This window comes from Streptomyces sp. NPDC018964 (assembly GCF_044390325.1).
Classification (GTDB): Bacteria; Actinomycetota; Actinomycetes; order Streptomycetales; family Streptomycetaceae; genus Streptomyces.
The window spans coordinates 74977-101384 of the sequence record NZ_JBIRYZ010000007.1; the positions used below are offsets into that span (position 1 = coordinate 74977).

General features: G+C 74.3%; 21 protein-coding genes. 17 read left to right on the top strand and 4 right to left on the bottom strand.

Going from position 1 to position 26408, the window contains the following annotated elements; genetic code table 11:
• The first annotated feature begins 9 nt into the window (after nucleotides 1-9).
• From ACH5AO_RS13880 to ACH5AO_RS13930, 11 genes are read left to right on the top strand one after another with little or no spacing between them, the layout of a single operon-like run.
• A complete protein-coding gene (locus ACH5AO_RS13880) occupies nucleotides 10-1290 on the top strand; it encodes a glycosyltransferase (protein ID WP_398924470.1) in 1281 nt (426 codons plus the stop codon).
• On the top strand, nucleotides 1287-2537 hold the full coding sequence (locus ACH5AO_RS13885; RefSeq protein WP_398924471.1) for a methyltransferase domain-containing protein: 1251 nt from the start codon (nucleotides 1287-1289) through the stop codon (nucleotides 2535-2537). Before ACH5AO_RS13880 ends, ACH5AO_RS13885 begins: the two co-directional genes overlap by 4 nt.
• Nucleotides 2534-3328, top strand: a complete 795-nt coding sequence (locus ACH5AO_RS13890) for a glucose-1-phosphate cytidylyltransferase (RefSeq protein WP_398924472.1) — start codon at nucleotides 2534-2536, stop codon at nucleotides 3326-3328. Before ACH5AO_RS13885 ends, ACH5AO_RS13890 begins: the two co-directional genes overlap by 4 nt.
• Nucleotides 3325-3972, top strand: coding sequence for a PIG-L deacetylase family protein (locus ACH5AO_RS13895; RefSeq protein ID WP_398924473.1), 648 nt, complete (start codon nucleotides 3325-3327; stop codon nucleotides 3970-3972). The genes ACH5AO_RS13890 and ACH5AO_RS13895 overlap by 4 nt, the downstream gene beginning before the upstream one ends.
• A gap of 3 nt (nucleotides 3973-3975) precedes the next feature.
• Nucleotides 3976-5001, top strand: coding sequence for an NAD-dependent epimerase/dehydratase family protein (locus ACH5AO_RS13900; protein ID WP_398924474.1), 1026 nt, complete (start codon nucleotides 3976-3978; stop codon nucleotides 4999-5001).
• 35 nt (nucleotides 5002-5036) lie between these two features.
• A complete protein-coding gene (locus ACH5AO_RS13905) occupies nucleotides 5037-6290 on the top strand; it encodes a DUF4910 domain-containing protein (RefSeq protein ID WP_398924716.1) in 1254 nt (417 codons plus the stop codon).
• 5 nt (nucleotides 6291-6295) lie between these two features.
• The gene (locus tag ACH5AO_RS13910; protein ID WP_398924717.1) at nucleotides 6296-7591 is read left to right on the top strand and encodes a hypothetical protein; all 1296 of its coding nucleotides are present in this window, start codon (nucleotides 6296-6298) and stop codon (nucleotides 7589-7591) included.
• A complete protein-coding gene (locus ACH5AO_RS13915) occupies nucleotides 7588-8535 on the top strand; it encodes a glycosyltransferase family 2 protein (RefSeq protein WP_398924475.1) in 948 nt (315 codons plus the stop codon). The genes ACH5AO_RS13910 and ACH5AO_RS13915 overlap by 4 nt, the downstream gene beginning before the upstream one ends.
• Nucleotides 8532-9740 carry a polysaccharide pyruvyl transferase family protein gene (locus ACH5AO_RS13920; RefSeq protein WP_398924476.1) on the top strand — a complete coding sequence of 403 codons (1209 nt, stop codon included), beginning with the start codon at nucleotides 8532-8534 and terminating at the stop codon, nucleotides 9738-9740. The genes ACH5AO_RS13915 and ACH5AO_RS13920 overlap by 4 nt, the downstream gene beginning before the upstream one ends.
• Entirely contained in the window at nucleotides 9737-10288 is a 552-nt protein-coding gene (rfbC, locus tag ACH5AO_RS13925) for a dTDP-4-dehydrorhamnose 3,5-epimerase (protein ID WP_398924477.1), read from the top strand. Before ACH5AO_RS13920 ends, rfbC begins: the two co-directional genes overlap by 4 nt.
• A gap of 7 nt (nucleotides 10289-10295) precedes the next feature.
• A complete protein-coding gene (locus ACH5AO_RS13930; protein WP_398924478.1) occupies nucleotides 10296-11621 on the top strand; it encodes a glutamate-1-semialdehyde 2,1-aminomutase in 1326 nt (441 codons plus the stop codon).
• 2 nt (nucleotides 11622-11623) lie between these two features.
• On the opposite strand, the gene ACH5AO_RS13935 is transcribed toward ACH5AO_RS13930, so the two are convergent.
• Together ACH5AO_RS13935 and ACH5AO_RS13940 are read right to left on the bottom strand one after the other, a co-directional pair.
• Nucleotides 11624-12304, bottom strand: a complete 681-nt coding sequence (locus tag ACH5AO_RS13935) for a phosphatase PAP2 family protein (protein WP_398924479.1) — start codon at nucleotides 12302-12304, stop codon at nucleotides 11624-11626.
• A 490-nt stretch (nucleotides 12305-12794) separates the two neighbouring features.
• A complete protein-coding gene (locus ACH5AO_RS13940) occupies nucleotides 12795-13403 on the bottom strand; it encodes a dihydrofolate reductase family protein (RefSeq protein WP_398924480.1) in 609 nt (202 codons plus the stop codon).
• A 1126-nt stretch (nucleotides 13404-14529) separates the two neighbouring features.
• Here ACH5AO_RS13940 and ACH5AO_RS13945 point away from each other — a divergent pair.
• Both ACH5AO_RS13945 and ACH5AO_RS13950 read left to right on the top strand, forming a co-directional pair.
• On the top strand, nucleotides 14530-15882 hold the full coding sequence (locus tag ACH5AO_RS13945) for a DUF5933 domain-containing protein (RefSeq protein WP_398924481.1): 1353 nt from the start codon (nucleotides 14530-14532) through the stop codon (nucleotides 15880-15882).
• 140 nt (nucleotides 15883-16022) lie between these two features.
• The gene (locus ACH5AO_RS13950) at nucleotides 16023-17213 is read left to right on the top strand and encodes a hypothetical protein (protein WP_398924482.1); all 1191 of its coding nucleotides are present in this window, start codon (nucleotides 16023-16025) and stop codon (nucleotides 17211-17213) included.
• Between the two features lie 45 nt (nucleotides 17214-17258).
• Here the strand turns inward: ACH5AO_RS13950 and ACH5AO_RS13955 are convergent, their stop codons facing one another.
• Nucleotides 17259-18806 (bottom strand): serine/threonine-protein kinase, encoded by a 1548-nt coding sequence (locus ACH5AO_RS13955; RefSeq protein WP_398924483.1) that lies wholly within the window; start codon nucleotides 18804-18806, stop codon nucleotides 17259-17261.
• Nucleotides 18803-19597, bottom strand: a complete 795-nt coding sequence (locus ACH5AO_RS13960) for a serine/threonine protein kinase (protein ID WP_398924484.1) — start codon at nucleotides 19595-19597, stop codon at nucleotides 18803-18805. The genes ACH5AO_RS13955 and ACH5AO_RS13960 overlap by 4 nt, the downstream gene beginning before the upstream one ends.
• A 134-nt stretch (nucleotides 19598-19731) precedes the next feature.
• Between ACH5AO_RS13960 and ACH5AO_RS13965 the strand changes: the two genes are divergently transcribed.
• From ACH5AO_RS13965 to ACH5AO_RS13980, 4 genes are all read left to right on the top strand, one after another.
• Nucleotides 19732-20223, top strand: a complete 492-nt coding sequence (locus ACH5AO_RS13965) for a hypothetical protein (RefSeq protein ID WP_398924485.1) — start codon at nucleotides 19732-19734, stop codon at nucleotides 20221-20223.
• A 27-nt stretch (nucleotides 20224-20250) separates the two neighbouring features.
• On the top strand, nucleotides 20251-21582 hold the full coding sequence (locus ACH5AO_RS13970; RefSeq protein WP_398924486.1) for a hypothetical protein: 1332 nt from the start codon (nucleotides 20251-20253) through the stop codon (nucleotides 21580-21582).
• Nucleotides 21583-21636: 54 nt separating this feature from the next.
• Entirely contained in the window at nucleotides 21637-22632 is a 996-nt protein-coding gene (locus ACH5AO_RS13975) for an FtsX-like permease family protein (protein WP_398924487.1), read from the top strand.
• A 316-nt stretch (nucleotides 22633-22948) separates the two neighbouring features.
• Entirely contained in the window at nucleotides 22949-26233 is a 3285-nt protein-coding gene (locus ACH5AO_RS13980) for a GH92 family glycosyl hydrolase (RefSeq protein WP_398924488.1), read from the top strand.
• Nucleotides 26234-26408: the final 175 nt, after the last annotated feature.

The window sequence follows — 26408 nt, forward strand, 5'->3', positions numbered from 1 at the left end:
TGTCCGAGCATGCACGTCCTCGTGGTGCACAACCGTTACTCCTCGGCGCAGCCGAGCGGGGAGAACAGGGTCGTCGACCAGGAGGTGGGGCTGCTGCGCGCGGCCGGCCACCGGGTCGGGGTGTTCGAGCGGCGCAGTGACGACATCGCCGCCATGTCCCTGCCGCGCAAGGCCGCGGTGCCGCTGCTCGTGCCGTGGAACCCGGCGGTCCGTACGGAGCTCGCCGCCCGGCTCCGCGCCGAGCGGCCGGACGTGGTGCACGTCCACAACGTCTTCCCGCTCCTGTCGCCCGCGGTCCTGGACGCCTGCGCCGACGCCGGTGTGCCCGTCGTCGCCACGCTGCACAACTACACCCAGGTCTGCCCGCCCGGCACGCTGCACCGGGACGGCCGGCAGTGCACCGAGTGCGTCGGGACGGCGCTGTCGCTGCCCGCCGTCCGGCACGGCTGCTACCGGAACTCCCGGCTGGCGACGGTGCCGCTCGCGGTCGGCCTGTCGGTCAACCGGCGGCGGTGGTGGTCCGGCGTGGAGCGGTTCTTCTGCATCTCCGCGGCGCAGCGCGACATCCTGGTGCGGTCCGGCATGCCGGCCGAACGGCTGACGGTGAAGCACAACTTCGTGCCCGAGCCGGGTACCGGGCGGGCGGGCGACGGCGAGCACCTGCTCTTCCTCGGCCGGCTCGCGGAGGCCAAGGGCGTACGGCTGCTCATGGCCGCGTGGGACGAGATCGCCGCGGGCGGCGGGGTGGGCGTGCCGCTCGTGCTCGCCGGCTCGGGGCCGCTGGAGCGGGAGGTGACCGCCTGGGCGGCCGGCCGGGACGACGTCCGGTACGCCGGCCTGTACGACCCGGCCCAGTGCCGGCGGGCCGTCGCGCGGTCGGTCGCCATGGTGGCCCCCTCGATGGCCATGGAGACGTTCGGCCTGGTGGTCGCGGAGGCGATGGCGGCGGGGGTCCCGGCCGTCGCCGCCGGTCACGGCGCCCTCGCCGAACTCGTCGAGGACGGGGTGACCGGGGTGCTGCACCGGCCGGGCGACACCGCCTCGCTGGTGTCCGGCATCCGCCGGATCACGGCCGATCCGGTCCGCAACCGGGAGATGGGCCGGGCGGCCCGGCGCCGTTACGAACAGGACTTCAGCCCGGACGTCGGGCTGAGGCGCCTGCTGGAGGAGTACCGGTCCGCGATCGCGGGCCGGTCCGGTGGCGGGAACAGCGCGCCGCCGTCAGGTGACGAAGACACCGGCTCGCGGCGGGGTGCCCGCGCGGGCAGGGGGGATGGGGACAGCAGATGACACGATGCCGACTCTGCGGCTCGGCGGCGCTGGCGAGCGTCGTCGACCTGGGGGCGACCCCGCCGTGCGAGAGCTTTCTCGCCGCGGACCGACTGGACCGGCCGGAGCCCACGTACCCGCTGCACCTGCGGGTCTGCACCAACTGCTGGCTGGCGCAGATCCCGCCGCTGATCACGCCGGAGGAGACGTTCGAGGAGTACGCGTACTTCTCCTCGTACTCGACCTCCTGGGTGGAGCACGCGCGCGCGTTCGTCGCGGACGCCGCGGAGCGGGTGGGGCTCGGCCCCGACGCCTTCGTGGTCGAGGTGGCGAGCAACGACGGGTACCTGCTGCGGCACGTGGTGGAGCGGGGCATCCGCTGCCTGGGCATCGAGCCGTCGGTGAACGTCGGCGCCGCGGCGCGCGAGGCGGGGGTGCCCACGCTCACGGAGTTCCTGAGCCCGGACACCGGCGCGGCCGTCCGCGCCGAGCACGGCCCGGCGGACCTGGTCGTGGCCAACAACGTGTACGCGCACATCCCCGACGTGGTCGGGTTCACCCGGGGGCTGCGCGCCCTGGTCGCCGACGACGGCTGGGTCTCGATCGAGGTGCAGCACCTGCTGACGCTGATCGAGGAGAACCAGTACGACACGATCTACCACGAGCACTTCCAGTACTACACGGTCGCGTCCGCGATCCGGGCGCTGGCGAGCGGCGGACTCACGCTGGTGGACGTCGAACTGCTGCCCACCCACGGGGGTTCCGTCCGGCTGTGGGCCCGGCCCACCGAGGCGGCCGGTGAGCCGAGCGGGCGGGTGGCCGACGTGCTGGCCAGGGAGAAGGCCGCGGGGCTCCAGGAGCTGTCCGGGTACGCCGAGTTCTCCGCCCGGGTGGCCAAGGTGCGCCGGGACCTGCTCAAGTTCCTCGTCGAGGCGGCCGAGCGCGGGGAGACGGTCGTCGGCTACGGCGCCCCCGGCAAGGGCAATACCCTGCTCAACCACTGCGGCATCCGGCCCGACCTGCTCCCGTACACGGTCGACCGCAACCCCTACAAGCACGGCAGGTTCACCCCGGGCACCCGCATCCCGATCCTGCCGCCCGAGCGGATCGCCGCCGACAAGCCGGACTACGTCCTCGTCCTGCCGTGGAACCTGCGGGCCGAGCTGGTCGAGCAGCTGTCCTTCGTGCACGAGTGGGGCGGCCGGCTGGTCTTCCCCATACCGGAACTGAGCGTCGTCGAGGCCGCGTCCCGAGAGGTCACAGCATGAAGGTCGTACTGTTCTGCGGCGGATACGGGATGCGGATGCGCAACGGCACCGCGGACGACGTGCCCAAGCCGATGGCGATGGTCGGCCCCCGGCCGCTGATCTGGCACGTGATGCGCTACTACGCGCACTTCGGGCACACCGAGTTCATCCTGTGCCTCGGCTACGGGGCCCACCACATCAAGGACTTCTTCCTCCACTACGAGGAGACGACGTCCAACGACTTCGTGCTGCGCGGCGGACGCACCGAGCTGCTCTCCACCGACATCGCGGACTGGACGATCACGTTCGCGCAGACCGGCATCGAGTCCCCGATCGGGGAACGGCTGCGCCGGGTGCGGCACCACCTGGACGGCGACGAGATGTTCCTCGCCAACTACGCCGACGTGCTCACCGACGCCCCGCTGCCGGAGATGATCGAGAACTTCGCCCGGCGCGACGCCGGCGCGTCGATGATGGTGGTGCCGCCGCAGTCCTCGTTCCACTGCGTGGACCTGGGCGAGGACGGACTGGTGGGGGGCATCACCGCGGTGAGCGACATGCCGCTGTGGGAGAACGGCGGCTACTTCGTGCTCCGCCAGGAGGTCTTCGACCACATCCCCGAGGGCGGGGACCTGGTCGCCGACGGATGCGCGGGGCTGGCCAAGCAGGGGCGGCTGGTGGCGCACCGGCACCGCGGCTTCTGGAAGCCGACCGACACCGTCAAGGAACGGGCCGCGCTCGACGCCGCCTACGCCCGGGGCGACCGCCCGTGGGCCGTGTGGGAGCGGGACGGCGTGGGGGTGGGCGCGTGATCCGGCTCGGCGCCGGGCGCCCGGACCGGGTCGTCGCGGTGGGCGCGCACTGCGACGACATCGCCATCGGCGCCGGCGGCACCCTGCTCGCGATGTGCCTCGCCCGGCCGGGTCTGCGTGTCGACGCGCTGGTGCTCTCCGGCGGTGGCGGCGAGCGGGAACAGGAGGAGCGGGCCGCGCTCGCCGCCTTCTGCCCGGGCGCCGACCTGCGGCTGACCGTGCTGAAGCTGCCGGACGGCCGGATGCCGGCGCACTGGGAGGAGGCCAAGGCCGCGGTCGAGGAGCTGCGCGGAAGGACCGAGCCGGACCTCGTGCTGGCCCCGCGCACCGAGGACGCGCACCAGGACCACCGCGGCCTGGCGCGACTGATGACCACCGCGTTCCGCGACCACCTCGTGCTCGGCTACGAGATCGTCAAGTGGGACGGCGATCTGGGCCGCATGACGGCGTACCAGCCGCTGTCACCGGAGACCGCCGAGCGGAAGGTGCGGCTGCTGCAGGAGCACTACCCCTCGCAGCGGCACCGGCCCTGGTACGACCGGGAGGCCTTCCTCGGCCTCGCCCGGATCCGCGGCATCGAATGCAACGAGCGTTACGCCGAGGCGTTCGCCGTCACCAAACTCACTCTCGACCTGGGGGAATGAACCGTGCGCGTACTGCTGACCGGACACCAGGGCTACCTGGGCACCGTGATGGCCCCGGTCCTCACGGCCGCCGGACACGAGGTCACCGGCCTCGACTCCGGCCTGTTCGCCGACTGCCTGCTGGGTCCGGCGCCCGCCGACCCGCCGGGACGGCGGGTGGACCTGCGCGACGTCACGGCCGACCACCTGGCCGGGGTGGACGCCGTGATCCACCTGGCCGCCCTGTCCAACGACCCGCTGGGATCGCTGGCGCCGGAGCTCACCTACGACATCAACCACCACGCCTCCGTACGGCTGGCCCGGCTGGCGCGCGACGCCGGGGTCCAGCGCTTCCTGTACGCGTCGACCTGCTCGGTCTACGGGGCCGCCGGCGGCGACGAGCTGGTGACCGAGGACGCCCCGCTGCGCCCGGTGACGCCGTACGCGGAGTCCAAGGTGCGGGTGGAGGACGACCTGCACGCGCTCTGCGACGGCGACTTCAGCCCGGTGTACATGCGCAACGCCACCGCCTTCGGGTACTCGCCCCGGCTGCGCGCCGACATCGTGCTGAACAACCTGGTGGGTCACGCGCTGCTCTCCGGTGAGGTGCTGGTCCTCTCCGACGGCACCCCCTGGCGCCCGCTGGTGCACGCCGCCGACATCGCGCGGGCCTTCACGGCGGCGCTGACCGCGCCGCGGGAGGCGGTGCACGACCGGGCGTTCAACATCGGCAGCGAGGTCAACAACGTCACGGTCGCCGAGATCGCCGGGCAGGTCGCCGAGGCGGTGCCCGGCTCGAAGGTGGTGATCACCGGGGAGACCGGTGCCGATCCGCGCTCCTACCGGGTGGACTTCTCCCGGTTCCGCGCCGCGATCCCCGGCTTCGACTGCGAGTGGACGGTGAAGCGGGGCGCGCTCGAACTCGCCGACGCCTACCGCAAGCACGGGCTGACCCGGGAGGACTTCGAGCGGCGCTTCACCCGCCTCGCCGTGCTGCGCGCGGCCTCCGACGCCGGCACCGTCGACGGCACCCTGCGGTGGCGCCGGTGACCGAGACCACGACCGGCTCCGGCTCCGGCGAGGAGATGTACGCGCTGGTGGAGCGGCTGTACCCGCTGTGCCGGAGCATCACCGGCGACGGGGTGCGCGCCACCCTGGAGATCGTCGGCGAGTACGTCCCGCTGCGGGTGCACGAGGTGCCGACCGGGACGCGGGTGCTCGACTGGACGGTGCCGCGGGAGTGGAACATCCGGGACGCGTACATCGCCGACGCCTCCGGCCGGCGGGTCGTCGACTTCGCCGCGTCCAGCCTGCACGTGCTGGGCTACAGCGTGCCCGTGTCGGCGACCATGCCGCTGGCCGAGCTGCGCCCACACCTGCACACCCTGCCGGAGCACCCGTCCTGGGTGCCGTACCGCACCAGCTACTACAAGCCGGAATGGGGGTTCTGCCTGGCCCAGGAGACCCTGGACGCGATGCCGGACGGCGAGTACGAGGTGCGGATCGACTCCACGCTCGCGGACGGCCACCTCACCTACGCCGAGCACGTGGTCCCCGGGCAGGTCCCCGACGAGGTGATCGTCTCCTGCCACGTCTGCCACCCCTCGCTGGCCAACGACAACCTGGCCGGCATCGCGGTGGCCACGTTCCTGGCCCGGGCGCTGGCGGAACAAACGCCGTACTACACCTACCGGTTCATCTTCGCGCCCGGCACCATCGGGGCGATCACCTGGCTGGCCCGCAACAGGGAGCGGGTGGAGCGGGTCAGGCACGGTCTGGTGCTGGCCTGCGCCGGCGACCCGGGGCGGCTGACGTACAAGCGGAGCAGACGCGGCGACGCGGAGATCGACCGGGTGCTGCGGTACGTGCTGGCCGCCTCCGGACGCCCGCACGAGATCAGGGAGTTCACTCCGTACGGCTACGACGAGCGGCAGTACTGCTCGCCCGGGTTCGACCTCGGCGTGGGCTCGCTCAGCCGGACGCCGTACGCCGGCTATCCCGAGTACCACACCTCGGCGGACGACCTGGACCTCGTCTCCCCGGAGGCGATGGCGGACACCCTCGCGGTCTGCCGCGAGGCGTTCGCCGTGCTGGACCGCAACCGGCGCTACCTCAACCTCAGCCCCTACGGCGAGCCGCAGTTGGGCCGGCGCGGGCTGTACGACGCGCTCGGCGGCCGCAGCGACACCAAGCAGGCCCAGATGGCCATGCTCTGGGTGCTCAGCCTCTCCGACGGCGAGCACGGTCTGCTGGACGTCGCCGAGCGGTCCGGGCTGCCGTTCGACACCGTCGCCGCCGCGGCCGACGCCCTGCGCGGTGCCGGGCTGATCAAGGCATGACGCCGATGACCACCGAGGGGGAGAAGACGGGGACGAGGACGAAGGCGGCCGGCGCCGGGCGGGCCGTCGCCGGGCGGCTGTCCTGGGGACTGGCCGACCAGGCGGCCTCCAGCATCAGCAACTTCGCGGTGGGCGTCTACGTGGCCCGCTCGCTGGGGGTCACCGCGTTCGGCGTGTTCGGCCTCGCCTGGGTGACCTACGGCGTGGTGCTCAACGTCTCCCGCGGACTGGCCACCGACCCGCTCGTGGTGCGCTTCAGCGGTGTGCCGGAGGCGTCCTGGCGCGGGGCGGCTGCCCGGTCGTCGGGCGCCGCGCTCGGCGTCGGCGCCGCCCTCGGCGCGGCGTCCGTGCTGGCGGGGCTCGCCCTCGGCGGCCGCGTGGGGCCCGCGTTCGTCTGCCTCGGTGTCGTACTGCCGGGGCTGCTGCTGCAGGACGCCTGGCGGTTCGCGTTCTTCGCCGCCGGCGCCGGGCGGAAGGCGTTCGTCAACGACCTCGTGTGGGGCGTCGCGCTCGTCCCGGCCCTGGTGCTGGCGGCCCGCGTGGGCAGCGTGGCCGCCTTCGTGCTGGCCTGGGGCGGGTCCGCCGCGGTGGCCGCGGTGTACGGCTGTCTCCAGTCCGGCATCCGGCCCCGGCTCACCGGAGCGCGCGCGTGGGTGCGCGAGCACCGCGATCTCGGCTACCGGTACCTGGTCGAGAACGTCAGCAACAGCGGCGCGAGCCAGTTGCGGGCGTACGGGCTCGGCGTGATCGTCGGGGTCGGCGCGGTGGGTGTGATCCGGGGCGCCGAGCTGCTGCTCGGCCCGTTCATGGCCGTGCTGATGGGGCTGTCCCTGGTCACGGTCGCGGAGGCGGCCCGGGTGCTGCGGCGGGCCCCGCACCGCGTCGGCGCGTTCTGCCTCGTGCTGGGCGGCGGGCAGGCCGTCGCCGCGCTGCTCTGGGGCGGGGCGCTGCTGCTGGTCCCGGACGGGGCCGGCGAGCTGGTGCTCGGCGGCGTCTGGAGCTCCGCCTCGGAGCTCGTCGTACCGGTCACGCTCGGTGTCGCGGGCGCCGGCCTCGGCACCGGCGCGGCGGCCGGGCTGCGCGCGCTCGGCGCGGCCCCGCGCAGCCTGCGCGCCCAGCTGTTCGCCTCCGCCTGTTACCTCGTCGGCGGGCTCGGCGGGGCGGCCGTGGCCGGCACGGCCGGCTCGGCCTGGGGCGTCGCCGCCGCGACCGTCTGTTCCTCGGCCGTGTGGTGGCTGCACCTGCGGTCCGCCCTGCGTGAGCACCACCAGAACACCCTTCGTGAAGTGAGGACGCCATGACCACCCAGCCCCGGCTGAGCATCGGCCTGCCCGTGTACAACGGCGAGGAGTACCTGGCCGAGTCGCTCGACGCCCTGCTCGGCCAGACCTACGAGGACTTCGAGCTGGTCATCTCCGACAACGCCTCGACGGACGGCACCCAGGACATCTGCCGCGCGTACGCGGCCCGGGACTCACGCATCCGCTACATCCGGCTGCCCCGCAACATCGGCGCCGCGCCGAACCACAACTACGTGTTCACCGAGTGCCGCGGCGAGCTGTTCAAGTGGGCCTCGCACGACGACCTGTACGCCCGGGACCTGCTGCGGCGCTGCGTCCAGGCGCTGGACGAGCGGCCCGAGGTGATCCTCGCCCACGCCGACCAGGCGGTCATCGACGAGGACGGGAAGGTGAAGGTGCCGTACGCGTACACGCTCGCCACCGACTCGCCGCACGCGCCGGTGCGCTTCCGCAGCATGCTGTTCGAGCCCGGCGGCGACGACTTCTACGGGGTGATCCGGGCCGACGTGCTGCGCAGGGTGAAGCCGCACGACAGCTACCACCACGCGGACCGCACGTTCGTCGCCGAGATCGGCCTGCACGGTCCCTTCCACCAGGTGCCGGAACTGCTGTACTTCCGCCGCGACCACCCCACCCGCGCCGAGCGGGCGAACCCGTCCAAGCGCTCCCGGTGCGTCAACCTGGACCCGCGCCGGGCGGGCCCGCTGCACCCGACGCCCCGGCTGCTCGCCGAGTACGTCTGGGGATTCGTCTCGGCGATCCGGCGGGCGCCGCTGTCCCCGGCCGACCGGCGCGCCTGCCACCGCCACCTGGCCGCGTGGATGGCCAGCCGGGCCCGGCCGGGCGCCGGCGAGCGGGTCGAGGACCGCGCCCCGGTCGACCCGGCCCTGTCCGGTGTCTCCGTCGACGCCCTCGTCGCCGGGCGAGAGCGGAGGCGGGCGTGACTCCGGTGCGCGTCGGGGTGTTCGGGCTGCTCGGGTCCGGCAACCTCGGCAACGACGGGTCGCTCGAAGCCGTCCTCGGGTACCTGCGCGCCGAGCACCCGGAGGCGGTCGTGGACGCGATGTGCGGCGGCCCCGAGGTCGTCGCGGCCCGGTACCGGATCCCCGCGACGCGGCTGCACTGGTACCGCGGGGAGTACCGGACCGCGTCACGTGCGGGCGCGGTCGCGGCGAAGGGCCTGGGCAAACTCGTCGACGCCGTCCGCACGGCCGCCTGGGTGCGCCGGCACGACGTGGTGATCGTGCCGGGCATGGGCGTCCTGGAGGCCACGCTGCCGCTGCGGCCGTGGGGCTTCCCGTACTCGCTGTTCCTGCTCTGCGCGAGCGGCCGGCTGCTGCGCACCCGGGTCGCGCTGGTCGGCGTCGGCGCGGACACGATCCGCGACCGGCCGACCCGGGCCCTGGTGCGCCGGTCGGCGCGGCTGGCCGCCCACCGGTCGTACCGGGACGGCCTGTCCCGCGACGCGATGCGGGCGATGGGCGTGGACACCGCGCGTGACGAGGTCCACCCGGACCTCGCGTTCGCCCTGCCGGCACCGCCCGCGCGCACCTCCCCGGGACTGGTCTGCGTCGGCGTCATGGACTTCCACGGCGGCAACGACGACCGCGACCGGGCCGAGGAGATCCACCGGCGCTACCTCGACGGGACGACCCGGTTCGTCCGCGCGCTGGCCGAGGAGGGCAGGCCGGTCCGGCTGCTCACCGGCGACGCGTGCGACGCGCCGGTGGCCGAGGCGATCGCCGGCGCGGTGGACTCGCCGCTGGTCACCGTCGCCGGAGCCACCTCGCTGGCCGGCCTGATGGAGGAGACGGCGGCCGCCGAAACCGTGGTGGCGACCCGCTACCACAACCTGGTCTGCGCACTGAGGACCGGCACGCCGACGCTGGCGCTCAGCTACGCGGCGAAGAGCGACGCGCTCATGGCCGGGATGGGGCTGGGCGCCTACTGCCACCCGGCCCGCGAGGTCGACGCCGACCGGCTGCTCGAGCAGTTCCGGGAGCTGGAGAAGCGATCGGCGGAGCTGCGGCGGGGCCTCGTCGAGCGGAACCAGGACATCGCCCGGCGTCTCGAGGACCAGTTCACCGCCCTGACCGAGGCCCTGTTCCCGGTGACCGGTCACACCCACACCCGCCAGGAGGCTCCATGAAAGCGACCGAAGTCCCGGCGATCGCCGGCGCATACCTGTTCGAACCGACGCCGTACGCCGATGAGCGCGGCTTCTTCTGCCGCACCTTCGACGCCGACGTGGTCCGCTCGGTGGGCATCGACCCGGACGCCTTCGTCCAGGACAGCGTGTCCCGCTCGGTCCGGGGCGTGCTGCGCGGACTGCACCTGCGCTCCGGCGCCGGCGAGGCGAAACTCGTGCGGTGCTCGTACGGGAGGATCTTCGACGTCGTCGTGGACCTGCGGCCGGACTCGCCGACCTACCTGGGCCGGGCCTCCTTCGAGCTGTCCGGCGAGACGCAGGCGTCCTTGTACATCCCGGCGGGGTGCGCGCACGGCTTCCAGGCGCTGACCGACACCGCCGACACCTCGTACCGGATCGACCGCCCCCACGATCCGGCCGAGGACGTGACGATCGCCTTCGACGACCCGGACCTCGCCATCGACTGGCCGCTGCCGGTCACGTCCGTGTCCCGGCGGGACCGGGAGGCGCCGAGCCTCGCCGAGGTCCTCAAGCGCAGGGAGGGCTGAGGTCACCGTGGACACCGAAGAGTTCGGACTGCCCCGCTCACGGGCGGTCAACGAGCGGCTGCACGCCCTGATCCCCGGCGGCGCGCACACCTACGCCAAGGGTGACGACCAGTACCCCGAGAACCTGGCCCCGGTCATCAGCCACGGCCGCGGCGCCCACGTGTGGGACGTCGACGGCAACCGCTACGTCGAGTACGGCTCCGGCCTGCGGTCGGTCAGCCTCGGCCACGCCCACCCGCGCGTGACCGAGGCGGTGCGGCGGGAACTCGACCGCGGCGGCAACTTCGTGCGGCCGTCCGTCGTGGAGGCCGACGCAGCGGAGCGCTTCCTGGCCACGGTGCCGACCGCGGAGATGGTGAAGTTCGCGAAGAACGGCTCCGACGCCACCACCGCCGCGGTGCGCCTCGCCCGCGCCGCCACCGGGCGCCCGCGGGTGGCCGTCTGCGCCGACCACCCGTTCTTCTCCGTCGACGACTGGTTCATCGGCACCACGCCGATGTCGGCCGGCATCCCGGCGGTGACCACCGACCTCACCGTGGCGTTCCCCTACGGCGACCTGGCCGCCACGGAGGAGCTGCTGGACCGTCACCGGGGTGAGGTCGCCTGCCTGATCCTCGAGCCCGCCACCCACTCCGAGCCGCCGCCCGGGTACCTCGCCGGCCTGCGCGAGCTGGCCGACCGGCACGGCTGCGTCCTGGTCTTCGACGAGATGATCACCGGCTTCCGCTGGTCCGAGGCGGGCGCCCAGGGCCTGTACGGCGTGGTCCCCGACCTCTCCACGTTCGGCAAGGCGCTGGGCAACGGGTTCGCCGTCTCCGCGCTGGCCGGGCGCCGTGAGCTGATGGAGCGGGGCGGGCTGCGCCATTCCGGCGAGCGGGTGTTCCTGCTGTCCACCACGCACGGCGCGGAGACGCACTCCCTGGCCGCCGCGATGGCCGTGCAGGCCACGTACGTCGAGGAGGGCGTCACCGCGCGGCTGCACGCGCTCGGCGAGAAGCTGGCCGCCGGTGTCCGCGAGGCCGCGGCCGGCATGGGCGTGGGCGACCACGTCGTCGTCCGGGGCCGGGCCAGCAACCTGGTCTTCGCCACCCTCGACGCGAAGGGGCAGCCCTCACAGGCGTACCGCACGCTGTTCCTGCGCCGGCTCCTCGCGGGCGGGGTGCTGGCCCCGTCGTTCGTGGTGAGCAGCGCGCTCGAGGACGCCGACATCGAGCACACCGTGGACGTGGTGGCCCAGGCGTGCGCGGTGTACCGGAAGGCGCTGGACGCCGGCGACCCGACCCCGTGGCTGGGCGGACGCCCGGTGAAGCCGGTCTTCCGCCGCCTGGTGTGACGTCAGCGGGGCTCCGGCCGACCGGCGTCGGCCGTGCGGACGGCCGGCCGGTCGGCCGCACGGTCGACCAGCCACGCGGTCGCCGGTACCACCACCAGCGCGGTGCACCAGCCGCCGAGGGTGTCGGTCGGGTAGTGCGCGCTCAGGGCGACCTGCGCCCAGCCCATCGCGGCGCCGGCGACCAGTGCCGCGGCGAGCACGAGTGACGTGCCGGCCGTCCTGCCGAGGCCGAGCCGGCCGGCCGCGAGCAGCGCCACCACGAGGGCGAACGCGGTGAGGAAGGCGGTGTGCCCGCTCGGGTAGGACAGGCTCCCCTCGTGGATGGCGCGTCCCACGAGGGGCTTGAGCAGCTTCGTCGTCGCCACGCTCGCCCCGGTGCCGGCGACGACGAGGACCGCCGCGCGAGGGCGCCGGAGCAGCAGGCAGCCCGTCACTGTGCCGATGACCAGCGTCGCCGCTCCCGCGGGCTCCCCCAGGAAGTCGACGGCCAGAGCGACATGCCGCCACGGCGGCCCCGCGCCGTCCACCGCCGCCAGGATCCGCGTGTCCGTCGTGCCGGGCTCGTCGTCGCCGGCGTACAGGGCCCCGAGCGCGACGACCACCAACGCGGCGAGGGCCGCGATCGGCCCGAGCCACGCGCGCAGCGGCAGGGGCAGCACCGCGGGCGCCGGCCGGCCGGTCACGCGGAGCCCCCCGCACCGTCGTGGACCGTCCGGCGGACGCCACGCGCCTTCCCCTCCTCGCGGGACCGACGCCCTGTCGCCCGTGTCGCCCGCGGCTGCCGTGATGCCGCGCCCCCGGGGACCGCCGGGAGCCGTCCCGCGCCACCGACGCCGGTCGGCGTGTCCCCCGGCTTCCGCCGGCGCCGTCGTCCCACCACCGAGCCACTCCCCCGTCGTGCCTGACGTGGCCCGCGCGGGGGCCATCGGCCTGTGCGACCCCGAACCCGCCGGCCCGTCCTTCCCCCCCGGCCGAGGGCATCGGGATCAGTCTCCGCCCGCCACCCTAACCAGCGACGGGGCCGCGGCGCACCGCTGTCGGGAAGTCCGCGCGGTACGGTTCCCCGGCACGACCGGCGGGCGCGCGAGCGTCGGCCACGTGGTGAGTGGCCCGGCGGCGCCTTCCGCGGCCTCGGCGACGTCCCGTACGGGAAACCGGTGGCGTCGCGCGCCCTCACTCCCCGAGCGTGGCGACGGCCTCCTCGTAACCGCCCGTCGGCGGCGCGGTGTCGGGTGCGTACACGAGGTTCAGCACGCCCGTGGTGAACGTCTCGGAGCTCAGCAGCTTCAGCGGGATCGGCGGTTCGCCCTCGTCGAACAGGCGCATGCCCTTGCGTACGGCGATGGGGTGGACGAGCAGGCGCAGTTCGTCGAGGAGGCCGGCGGCCAGCAGCTGCCGGACGACGGAGATCGAGCCGCTCAGCGCGATGTCACCGCCCGGCTCGTTCTTCAGCGCGGCGGCGACCTCGGCGACGTCGCCCCGCGCCTGCTCGGAGTTGCGCCACTCCAGGTCGAGCCGACTGCGTGAGAAGACGATCTTCCGTATGTCGCCGAGCTGCTTGGCGAAGCCCGCGTCCTCGCCGCCCGCCGCCTCCCGCCCGGGCCAGGCGCCGGCGAAGCTGTCGTACGTCCTGCGGCCGAAGAGCAGGACCTCCGTGGTGGCCAGGCCCGCGCCGACGGCGGCTCCCATCTCGTCGTCGAAGTACGGGAAGTGCCACTGGTCGGGCGCCTCGACGACGCCGTCGAGCGAGATGAACAGGCTGGCGTTGATCTTCCGTGGCATGGTGTCCTCCGCCTCCGGGTGCGTGTACCTGATACGACCGCGCCGCGCACCGGAACTCATCGGCGGGCGGCACGCGGACGGTTCGGACGGTGTCCGGCTCCCCGCGGCGCCCCGGATCCGGTGCGCCGTCCGCCGCCGCCCGGCGCGGGTCGGTGACGCCGCCCGGCCGGCCCGGCGGGAATCCGGCCGGCACCGTCACCGGGCCCGGGATCGTCACGTCCCGGATCCGGGAGCCGTGCGCCGGGAGGGTCGGCCCGGGTACGCCGGACGCGTACGGGACGGCGCGAGCGCCACGGTGCTCGGCACGGTGGCCCCCACAGGCGCCACGGCGCGCCGCGGGCGGCGGGCCGGATCGTCGGGACGACGACCGCCATGTCCGCCGGGCGTCTGTCTGCGGGCCCGGCGGACGCCCCCCGGCACGTCCCGCCCAGGGCGATGCCGGTGGCGAGGGTCACGTCCGTCACGGCCGCGAGCGCGGTGGGGAAGAGGACGCAGGCCAGGGCCGCGACCGGGACGCCGCCGCCGTCGCGCGCCCGCGCGGCTCCCGCATCGCTCTTGACCTGCTCGGATTCGCTGTGCTTCGCTCGGCGCGAGGCCTGGGGGGCACATCGGGGGCACAGGTGGCGTACAGGGGCGGATCGAGGGGGCGTGAGGTGTCTCGGGGCTTGGGGGGACGCGGCGGGGACGCTGCCGGAGTGAGCGCGCCGTATCCGCGCGCACCGCGGCCGGGCCCGCCCCGGCCGCGGGCGCCACGAGGCCGGTGCTCCTTGTACGACCGCCTCGCGGCCGGGCCCGGACCGGTGCCCGGCGATCCCCGTACGTCCGCCGGGCGGGCCCCTTGACGTCACCCCTGCCGCGACGCGGGTTTCCACGGGTGCCGCCCGCGACGGCGTCGTCCCGCCGCGGTGCGAGCGGCCGACCGCGCGAGGAGCGGCGGTGACCGGAACCCGAGCCGCGGTCCTTCCGTCTTGCTCCGACGGGCCGCTCTTGTGGGGGAAGGCGGCTCCGGCCGGAAGGTGACGAGCGGAACCCGCCCTGACATGACCGACTTCTAACAAAGCAGCCAAGAGTGAGACACATACCACCGCAGAACTTTTCGCGAACGAATCCGGACACCGCGCCCTCCGTGTGGCGTCGGCCGCGGACGGCCCTCTGGATCGCGGCGGGGGCCGTGACCCTCGGGTTCCTCGTCGCGCTGGAGTTCGCCGCGCGTCACTACGGCCTGCCGGGGCCGATCACCAACCAGGCGCGGGAGGTCGTGTACGCCCCCAAGTCGGGCGGCCTGCTGTACGCCGCCATGGCGTTGATGATGGTGGTGCTCACCTGGCGGGAGCGGTTCATAGCGGTGGGCGCGGCGATCGGCGTCGACGTCGTCTTCCTGGTGGTCCGGTGGGCGGCCGACGCCGGGACGGACGGCGGCCACCCCTTCGGCAACGGCGCCCTGTGGGTGATTCTGGGCTGCGCGGTCGTCGCCGTCACCCGCCGCACCGGCCGGGAACGGGTCCTGCTCCTGAAAGGCGTCGGGCTGGCCCTGCTGCTGATGGCCGGCCGCAAGACCGGTGACACCTGGCTTCTCATCACGTCGAAGACCCGCCTGACGGTGCTCGACCAGTACGTGGCCACCGCCGATCACGCGCTGGGGAACCCGTCGTGGCTGGCCGGCCGGATCGTGACGGCCACCGGCCCCGTCGGCTTCAACTTCCTCGACTTCGTCTACGGCAATCTCGCGGTGGCCGCGGTCATCGCCGCGCTGTACCAGCTGCGCCACGTGGCGGCCGAGCGGCGCTTCCCGCGCCACCACCTGGTGCGCACGTTCCTGGTGATCGGCCTCGTCGGGCCCGCCTTCTACATGATCTTCCCGGTGGTCGGACCGCTCTTCGCCTACGGCACGGGCACCGAGCACTGGGCGGCGGTCAGCCTGTGGGCCCCGGACATGCCGCCCAGCGAGCCCTGGGCCGTGGCCGACCTGTGGCCGCGGACGCCGCCGCCGGTCGACACCCCGCACCCCATGCCGTTCGACGGGATCACCCCGCGGAACTGCATGCCCAGCCTGCACACGGCGTGGGCCACCGCGATCTTCATCCACTCCCGGAAGGGACCCCGCGCCCTGCGGTTCGCAGGGACGTTCTGGTTGGTCGCCACGCTCGCCGCGACGCTGGGATTCGGCTACCACTACGGCGCGGACCTCCTCGCCGGCGTGGTGTTCACGCTCACGATCGAGGCGGCGCTGCGCTCGTTCGACCGGGGCTGGGACCGGTCGGGGGTCCGGCTGGCCGCCTACGGCGCGACGGTCTTCGCCGCGCTCCTGCTGTCCTACCGGTTCCTGCCGCTGACGATGGCCGAGCACCCCTGGGCGGCCGGACCGCTGCTGGTGCTGGCGACGGCCTCGGTGATCTACGGCTACGTACGGACCACCGCGCTGTGGGAGCCGGGGACCGCACCGGCGCGGCGACCGGAACCGCAGCCCGAACTGATCTGAGGCGTACCGCACCGGCCCGTCCCCGGCGTCCCGCCGGGGGCGGGCCGTCGTGACCTGACAGGTGTCAGGGTCACCGGACTCCCGTGGGTGCCTACCGTGGCGGTGTCATCATCGGTGGAACCTGCGACGACGGAGTGACGATGAGAGCGAGAGGTACGACCCTGCCCGGAGCCGGGCGACTGTTACCGGCGGCCGCGGCCGTCCTGCTGCTGGTGTGGTGTGCGGTCGCCCCGGCGGCCGCCGGGGAGGAACGGCGTGCCGGTGCCGGGGACACCGTGTCGTCCGCCGCGCAGGTGCCGGCGGGCGTCACCGCCGGTGTCGCGGTGTTCGACCGGCAGACCGGGACGTACACCGAACAGATCGCGTCCGACGCGCGGTTCAGGTCCGCGTCGGTCGTCAAGCTGCTGCTGGCCCTGGACTTCCTGTGGAACCGGGGACCCGACCACGCCGTCCCCGAAGCCGACCGGGCGCGGCTGGAGCCGATGCTGCGCAGCAGCGACGACGACGCGGCCACCCACTACTGGAGGAACTACGGCCGCTCGGCGATCATCGACCGCATGGTGGCCAGGCTGGGGCTCGACGACACCGTGCCGCCGCCCGCCGGGTACGAGGAGTTCTGGGGCTACACCGCGCTCTCGGCGCGGGACACCGTGACGATCTACCGGTACCTCCTGGACCGGGCGCCCGCCCCCGTGCGCGACTTCGTCATGGGCAACCTGCGTCGGAGCACGCGCTGCGCCTCGGACCGCTTCGACCAGCACTTCGGCATCGCCGGGGCGTTCGAGCGGCCGTGGGCGGTGAAGCAGGGATGGTCGGGCGACTTCCCCGACGGCACCTGCGGCACACCGTCCTCCGCGGCGGGCGTGACCGCGGACCGGGGCACCCGGACCAACGCGGCCGCGGTGGACCTGGACCGGCCCGCGCTGCACAGCACCGGCACGGTCGGCGCCGGTGACCGGGCCATCGTGGCCGTGCTCACGCTGCACCCGCTCGGCACCTCGTACGGCAAGGCGTACACCGACATCGGCCGGCTGACCCGCTCGCTGAACGTTCCGGGGGCGGTGCGGCCGTCCGGGACGTGGTTCGGGACGTGGAGCGAGTTCGTCAACGTGCGCGAGGACCCGTCCACCGGCAGGCCGCCGCTGCGGCAGCTGCCGGCGGGCGTGGAGGTGCTGGTGGGCTGCCAGGTCAGGGGCCAGGTCGTCACCGTGCCGCCGTACACCAACGAATGGTGGGCCTACCTGCCGCAGCACGGTGGCTACGTTTCCAGCGTCTACATCAGTTCGCCGGACAACAAGCTGCCGGGCGTCCCGGAGTGCGGCGCGCGGTAGCCCCGGCGGGGGACGGGTACGGGCGGTGGGCGGGGCGTGGGCCGCTCACCGCTCGTACGCGGCGAGGTGGCGCAGTACCTCCTCCACGTGCGGCCGTACCCGTTCGGGGACGCCGCGTTCCTCGATGACGGTCCGGTCGCTGGTGCGGTAGCCCGCGACGACCAGGGCCTGGAGGTCCTCCTTCGGCAGCCCCGCCTGTTTGAAGCGCTGGTCCAGCCAGCACGCGTACAGGCTCATGGTGGCGATCGCGTCCGGCGCCGACATGTGGTCCTTGTCGCCGTCACCGTCCCCGTCGACGGCCCACGCGCGGAACACCGACGGCGTCCACATGGCGATGCCGTACTCGTCGGTGGCGGGGCGGGCGGCGTTCACGTCGAAGTCGCTCTCCGCTTTCAGCATGGCGGCGAGCAGGGCCGGTGTGACCTCCTCGTCGGTGCAGCGGTGGGCGGCGCGGTCGATGACCGGCCGGAGGGCGTCGGGCACGTCGGCGTCCGGCCGCAGGGCGCCGGGTACCCTGGTGCGGGCGTCGGCGACCCGGACCGGGGTGTCCCCGGGGCGGTCGTCGCCCGCGTGGTCGTCGCCCGCGAGCAACACCGTACCGGCGACGGCCGCCGCGGTCAGGCCCAGGAGGGCGGCCAGGGCCGGTCCCCCGCGCCGGCGGTGCGGGCGCGCGTCCCGGACCAGCCGCTCGACCCGGGCGGCGAGCCGTCGCGCGGTGTGCGGCTGCCGGGAGGCGTGGTCGGGGGCCAGGCAGTCGGCGATCAGGCCGCGCCAGCCCTCGTCGAGTCCGGCGTCGAGCCGCAGCGGCGCGGTGCCGCGCGCGTAGGACTGGGCCGCGAGGGAGCGGGCCCGGGCGGTGGCACCGGGGAAGGGGTGCAGGCCGCCGGTGAGCACCTGGTGCGCGAGGACGCCGAACGCCCAGATGTCGGCGGTCGGCCGGACCACCGAGCCGAGCGTTCCGGTGCGCTGGGACCACCACTCGGGAGGCAGGTGGTCCAGGGTGCCGAGCGGGGGCAGATGGGCGTGGCTCCCGTCGAGCTCCACCGCGAGCCCGAAGTCCGCCAGCCACACCTGCCCGCCCGCGCCCAGCAGGACGTTGGCCGGTTTGAGGTCGCCGTGCACCCATCCGGCGCCGTGCATGTGGGCGAGGCCGGCGGCGACGCCGCCGAGGATCCGGGCGGCGTCGGCGGCCGCCCGGCCCGGCTCCGCGGCGTCCAGGACGTCCTTCACGCTGGCTTCGGCACGGTCCATGACCAGGGCGGTCGCCCCGTCCAGGGCCGGCAGGTCCGGTACCGAGAGGGTGCGCACGGCGCGGGTGCGGACGAGGTGGGGGTGGTCCGCCCCGGCGCTGAACCGCACCTCGCGGGCGACGAGTTCGCCGAAGGCGGTGCGCGGGCCGGGCCCGAGGGCTCCGGTCGGCAGCACCTTCACCGCGACGGGCGTGCCGTCGGCGAGCGAGCGGGCCTCGTACACGGTGCCCCAGCCCCCGGAGCCGATGACCGCGCCGAGCTCCCATTCCCCGTCGACGCGGAACCCTTCGGGCAGCCTGGGCGGTCCCGGGTCGAGGTCGTCGGGTGCCTCGTGCGCCGTCATGCGCCGGCCTCCTGCGGCGCGGTACGGCGGCTGCGCGGCGGCAGCAGCGCCAGGTGCTCCTCGCGCACCAGGCCGAACCTCAGTGCCATGAAGGCCAGTTGGGCGCGCTTGGCGCCGGTGCGCGGGCCGTCGCCGGACGCCTCGTCGGCGTGCGGCAGGCGCAGTTTGGCGAACGCGAGGTAGTCGATGTGGTAGTTGACCGCCGAGCGTGTCAGGCTCCGGCAGGAGTCCAGCGGGCGCAGCCGCTCCACGATGTCCCCGGCGCCGGGCAGTGCCGGGTCGGAGGGGTCCCGCAGCCGTGGCTCGCACAGGGCGACGAGGACGAGGAAGTACTTCGACGTGGGGTCTAGGGCGAAGGGGTGCACGGTCTGCTCGCCGGCGCCGTCGCCGGGCCGCTCCCCGAGGTAGGCGTGCTGCGGTGCGAACACCTTGAAGGCGGCGCTCCCGGTCAGGGCCGGCAGCACCACCCGGGAGAACTCGAACGGCACCGGCGCGCCGAGGCGTCCGGGTGCCACGGTGATGTACTCGCCCGCGCCCTCCAGGTTCTCCACGACGTACGCCATGCTGCGGCTGAAGTTGGACAGCCGCCAGTAGTCCCCCGCAGCCTCCAGCTGCCCGGCGCGGCGTGAGATCCCGGGATCCGGCAGGCTGACCGCCGTGGTTCCGTTTCCCGGTACGCCGCGGCCGAACTCGATGACGTCCCCGGGACCGAGGTGCAGCAGTCCGGGTCTGCCCGTTTCCCCCGGGACCACCGCTGTGGCCTCCGGTAACTGGACGATGACGGTTTCCATCCGGTACCCCCAAGTCGGTCGCGTGGATTGTAGTGCGAACCCCGCCGGTGGCCCGCGCGGTTGTCGGGGACACGCTCGGGACTCCGCTCGACTCAGTGATTCATCGGTGCGGTGAGCGCGCGACCGGATTCCGCGTGTCGTCGCAACTGCGCACCGTGCTCACAGGCCGGGGCTCCGGCACCGTCGCCGGGCGGAAGGTGCCCGCCGGCGGGTGCGTGGGGGAGGCGCGCCGCGCCCTGCGCGAGCACAGCGGTCCGCGCTGGGACGAGAACCATCCCAACGGCCTCGCCGTCAACCTCCAGGGGAAGATCGACGAGGACCCGCGGGTGGTCCGGGTGCGGGCCGAGTGGAGCGCCTGCACGGGGCGGGCGGGATTCGACTACGGCAGTCCCCGAGACGCCTGGGCGGACCCCCGCTGGGAGACCGCGACCGCCTCGGCGGAGGAGAGGGCGGTGGCGGTCGCGGAGGTGCGGTGCGGACGGCGGACCCGCCTCGCCGAGACCCTGGCCGCGGTCGAACGCGCCTACCAGGAGGGCGTCGTGGACGACAGGAGCCAGGAACTGGCGGAGTACGCCCGGGGCAAGGAGGCCGTCATGCGGCGGGCCGCCGAACTCCTCGGTCAGTGACGCCGGTCGTCGAAGGGAGTGATGAGCGTGCCGAAGAACACGCTGCGCGGCAGGCGCCGCACCCTGGCGGGCAGCACGGTCGTCGCGGCGGCCCTGCTGGCCGGGGGCTTCGCCGCGGGTTCCGCGATCCGCTCGCCCCAGCCGGTGGCCACGGACGCGGCGGGCCCCGGGCCCAGCACCCTGACCACGGTCGTCGAGCGGCGGGTGCTGCGGTCCACCGTCCTGCTGCGCGGCGACGTCACCGCCTCGCGCACGGTCGACGTCACGCCCTCGACTGAGGAGGCGCAGGCCGTGGTCACCGCCGTCCGGGCCGGGGCGGGGCGGGAGATCCACCCCGGCCGGGTGATCCTGGAGGTCTCGGGCCGCCCGCTGTTCGCCCTGCCGGGCGCCAAGCCGGCCTACCGCGACCTCAGGGCGGGCGCCGAGGGCGACGACGTGGCCCGGTCGCAGGCCGCGCTGAAGCGGCTCGGGCACGACCCGGGCGAGTCCGGCGGCCGGTTCGGCGCGGGCACCAAGAACGCCCTGCGCTCCCTGTACGAGGCCCTCGGGTACGACGTGCCCACCACGGGCGACCAGCAGGCCCTGACCGGTGCCCGGGACCGGGTCGCCGAGGCCGAGGACGCGCTGGCCACCGCCCGGGAGGACGGTGACCGGCAGGGGCGGGGCGTCGGGCGCGCCGTCGAACGGCTGGAACGGGCCCGGAGGGACCTCGCCGCACTGCGCGCCAGGAGCGACCCGATGCTCCCCGCCGCCGAGTTCGTGTTCCTGCCGGCGTTCCCCGCCCGGGTGGCCGCCACCCGCGCGACGGTCGGGGCCCCGGTCAAGGCGCCGCCGGTGACCCTGTCGTCGGGCCGTCTGGAGATCACCGGGGGCCTCAGCCCCGGGCAGCGCGACCTGGTGCGCGAGGGCCAGCCGGTGCGCATCCTCCCGGAGACCACGGGGGTGTCCGCCGAGGGGACGGTCGCTTCCGTGGGCGCGCTCGTCCAGGACCCGGAGACGGGGGCGTCGAGCCATGCGCTGACCGTGCGGCCGAAGGGCGCGCTGGACGCCCGGCCGGCGGGTACGAACGTGCGGCTGACGATCGAGACCGCGGCCGGCTCCGGCGAGGTGTTCGTGGTGCCGGTCTCGGCCCTGTTCGCCGCGCCGGACGGCACCACCAACGTCGTACGGGCGCTGCCCTCCGGCGAGGAGCGGACCGTCGCGGTGACGGCGGGGATGTCGGCCGACGGGACGGTCGCCGTGGCTCCGGAGCGCGGCGGGTCGCTGCGGGACGGCGAGCGGGTGGTGATCTCCCGGCCGGAGGACGGGTCGCCGACGTCCGCCGGCGGCCGGGGCGCGTCGCGGGGTGAGGGCTCATGACCTCCCCCCGCGCCGCCCGTCGTCGACCTCGCGGAGCTGGAACTCGTCTACCCGGTGGAGCCGCCGGTCACCGCGGTCCGCTCCTGCGACCTCACGGTGCGCGGCGGGGAGTGCGTCGCCGTCGTCGGCGCGTCCGGTTCCGGCAAGTCCTCGCTGCTCAACGTCATCGGCCTGCTGGACCGGCCCACCTCGGGCCGGTACCGGCCCGACGGGATCGAGACGACCGGGCTGTCCGACGCCGAGCGCACCGAACTGCGCGCCACCCTGCGCGGCGGGCGGCTCTTCGACTCCGTCCCGGACGGGCGGGCCGAACCGGTGGCCGTCCTCGGCTCCGGCGCCGCGCGGCGCCTGGGCGTCAGCCGGCTCGACCGGCGGCCGGTGATCTTCATCGGCGGGACGCCGTTCACCGTCATCGGCATCATCGGTGACGTCGAGCGCAAGGCGGAGGTGCTGTCCTCCGTGGTCGTGCCGCGCGGCACCGCGCACCGGACGTGGGGGCCGCCCGGCAAACGGGACCAGCCCGCCCGGGTGATCGTCGACACGGAGCCGGGGGCCGCCGCCGACGTCGCCGGACAGCTCCCGCTCGCCCTGCGGCCGGACCGGCCGGACGTACTGCGGGCCGTGGCACCGCCCGATCCGCGCACCCTGAGGAACGACGTGAGCACCGACCTGGACGGTCTGTTCCTCCTCCTGTCGGGGGTCAGCCTGGCCATCGGGACGGTCGGCATCGCCAACACCACGCTCATCGCCGTCCTGGAGCGCACCGGGGAGATCGGGCTGCGCCGGGCGCCGGGCGCGCGCCGGCGGCACGTGGTGGCGCAGTTCCTCGCCGAGAGCGCCCTGATCGGCGGTGTCGGCGGCCTGGTGGGCGCCGCGGTCGGCGTGGTCACGGTGGTGGGGGTCGCCGTCGTCCAGCGGTGGACGCCGGTGCTGCCGTTGACCGTCGCCGTCCTGGCTCCCGTGATCGGGCTGGTGACCGGTCTCGTCGCGGGCGTCTGTCCGGCGCTCCGCGCGGCGCGCATCGAGCCCGTCGACGCGTTCCGCCACTGAGCGTGCCGACCGGGCCGGCAACGCCCGAGTGGTGCTCCGCACCACGGTGACGTGCCGGTGCCAAAAGTATTGACAACGATGTCAAGTGCGTGATCTAGTCCGCTTCCGTCCAGCCGAGTGCCGCTGATCGCGCCGCAAAGGGAGACTCACCGCGATGACCCGCACACTGCCGCCTCCTCGTGCATGACCCCGCGTGGACGTACGAGCGCCGGGTCCTGTCGGACCGGCGCTCCACCGTGCCCACTCCGTCCGCCGCTCGGAGATCACCTCTCATGTCGCGCAGCACATGACGGGTGAGGAACAGGAGACCACTTCCATGCACAGACCCCTCCGCCGGTTGCGCCACCGCGCATCGGCAGTCCTCGCCGCGCTGGTCGTCGCTGGCGGTGTCCTGGGCCCGGCGCCGGCCGTGGCCCAGGACACCGCGGCCGCGCCCCGGCTCACGTCCCTGGTGAACCCGTTCATCGGAACCCAGAACTTCGGCAACACCTTCCCCGGCGCGAGCGCCCCCTTCGGCATGGTCCAGGTCAGTCCGGACACCGGCGGCCAGGGCGGCTACGACTACCAGCAGGACAGGATCCACGGATTCAGCCAGACCCACCTCTCCGGCGTCGGCTGCTCCGTGATGGGCGAACTGCCGCTCATGCCGACGACCGGAGCGGTCGACAGCGTCGACCCCGACGCCTACCGCTCGGCCTACTCGCACGACGACGAGGACGCCGAACCCGGCTACTACCGCGTCGGGTTGAAGACGTACGGCATCGACGCCGAGCTGACCGCGACCCCCCGCACGGGGTGGCAGCGCTACACCTTCCCCTCGACCGACCGGGCCAACGTCCTGTTCAACACGGGCAAGGCCAACCAGCGGGTGTACAGCTCGGAGGTGCACGTCGTCGGTGACCGGACGGTCGAGGGCCGCGTCGAGGCGGGCAACTTCTGCGCGGGCAAGGACCGGCACACCGTCTACTTCACGGCGACGTTCGACCGGCCGTTCGCCTCGCACGGCACATGGCGGGGCTCCACCCGCTCCCCCGGTGAGCGGGACGCGGCCGGCGAGGGCGGGAACGGCGCCTGGGTGACCTTCGACGCCGGCACCGACCGTGATGTCGTCGTCAAGGTGGGCCTCTCGTACACGGGCCTCGAAGGCGCCCGGAAGAACCTGAAGGCGGAGACGGACGACTCGTACGACTTCGACGCCACCCGCGCGGCGCTGCAGGAGACGTGGGAGCGGCAGCTCGCCTCCGTCACGGTCGGCGGCGGGTCCACCGAGCGGCGACGCGCCTTCTACACGGCCCTCTACCACGCGCAACTGCACCCGAACCTCGCGGGCGACGTCGACGGCCGGTACGCGGGCTTCGACGGGAAGAACCGTACCGCGTCCGGGTTCACGCCGTACCAGAACCTGTCGCTGTGGGACACCCACCGGCCGCAGAACCAACTGCTCCAGATGCTGCGGCCGAAGGTAGCCCGCGACGTCGCGCTGTCGGTCGTCGCGATCGGACGGGACGGCGGCTGGCTGCCGCGCTGGTCGCTCGCCAACAGCGAGACCAACATCATGACCGGTGACCCGGTGACCCCCTTCCTCGTCGAGGCGTGGTCCAAGGGCCTGCTCGCGGGCCACGAGGAGGAGGCGTACGCGCTGCTCAGGAAGAACGCCCTGAGCACGCCGCCGGACGACTCCCCCTACAACGGCCGTGCGGGAATCACCGACTACCTGGAGCGCGGCTACATACCCAGCGGGCTGGAACCCGGCGAGGACTGCCCGGACAAGGGCGGTGACAACGACTGCCGTCATCCCGCTTCGGCGACCCTGGAGTACGCGGCGGCGGACGCGTCGCTGGCCCTGATGGCCAAGGGCCTCGGGCACACCGCGGACGCCCGCGTGTTCGCGGCGCGCGGCCAGTGGTACCGGAACCTGTGGGACTCCTCCATCGGGCAGTTCCGGCCGCGTACGACCGACGGCACCTGGCTGACGCCGTACGACCCCGTCGAGGCGGGCCACCAGTTCCACGAGGGCGGCGCCTACCAGTACCAGTGGCTGGTGCCCCAGGACCCGGCCGGGCTCGTGGACCTGATGGGCGGCAGGCGGAAGACGGAGAAGCGGCTCGACGCCTTCTTCGCCTACGACAAGCTCCTCGCGGACCCCGCCGGAACCGCGCGCGAGGACTGGATCTCGGCGCCGTACGACTACTACGGGAAGCCGACCTACAACCCGAACAACGAGCCCGACCTGCACTCCCCGTACATGTACCTGTGGGCCGGGGCGCCCGCCAAGACCGCCACCGTGGTCCGCGCCGCGATGACGCTCTTCACGGACGGGCCCGACGGCATGACCGGCAACGACGACCTGGGCACCATGTCGGCCTGGTACGTCTTCTCGTCCCTCGGGCTGTACCCGACGACGAACGGCGGCGACTTCCTCGCCGTCTCCAGCCCGCAGTTCCCGTCGGCGGTCATCCGCATCGGCGACTACGGGAAGCGGCAGGGCGGCACCCTGACCGTGAGGGCGCCGGGCACGAGCGACACCGAACGCTACGTGAAGCGGGCGGAGTTCGACGGGAAGAATCTGCGCAGGACCTGGCTGGACTGGGACGCGGTCGCCAAGGGCGGAACCCTCGCCTTCGAGATGAGCGGCAAGCCGTCGGCGTGGGGTACGGGCAAGGCGGCGGAGCCGCCGTCCGTGAACCGCGCGGCGGCCGACTCCCGCCGGCACCTCGACGCGTCGCTCCGCACCGCGTCCGACGTCCTGCCGACGGCCGACAGCGCGCAGAGCGTCCGTCTGAAGCTGGACGTGCTGGGCCAGTCGCCCGGCACGCTGCGGGTCGACGTGGACGCGAAGGCCCCCGGCGGCTGGACCGTGAAGGCCTCGAAGCCCTTCTCGCTCACGTCCCACCGGCTCCCGGTCCAGCGGACCGCGACGGTGGACGTGACCGTGCCGGCCGGAACCGCACCGGGTACGTACACCGTGCGTATCACGGCGGACGCGAAGGGCGTGGAGGGCGTGGAACGGACCGCGACCGTCGAGGTGCGCGCCGCGGCCCGCTGCGCGGCGGACGCCGACGGGCGGTGTGCCGTGGACCTCGGCAAGGAGCTGAACCACGACGGCACCGCGACCGTCGCGGCGTCCGGCGAGGGCGACTTCGACGGAGGGGGATGGAGCTACGACGGTGATCTGCTGCCCGCGGCCGGTCCGGTCGTCTGGGACGGCGTGACCTACGACGCCCCCGATCCGTCCGGTACGGCCCCGAACTTCGTCGAGGCCCGCGGTCAGGCCATGCTGCTCCCGGCCGGGTCGTACGGCAGGCTGCACCTGGTCGCGGCGGCCCACCACGGCCCGGTGACGACGATGCTCACCGTCCGCTACACCGACGGCACCACCGCCGAGGTGCCGGTCCCCGTGGGCGACTGGGCGGGAGCGGCGCCGCAGGGCGGTTCCGTCGCGCTGGAGATGCCGCACCGGATCAAGCGCGGGCAGGGCGTGGACGGCCCGCCGGTGCGGCTGTTCGGCGCCTCCGCGGACCTCGACGCGTCGAAGACGGTGCGCTCCGTCGGCCTGCAGAACGATCCGCGGGTGCAGGTCTACGCGATCACTCTCCGGTAGGACTCCGTCCGTTCGCCGGCTCCCGCCTCCCGGCCGGGAGGCCGCTCGGTGGCGGGGGGGGGGGGGGGGGGCCCCCCCCCCCCCCCCCGGGGGCCGCCCCCCCCCCCGCCCCCCCCGGGGGGGCCCCCCCCCCCCCGGGGGGGGGGGGGGGGGGCCCCGCGGGGCCCGCCCCGCG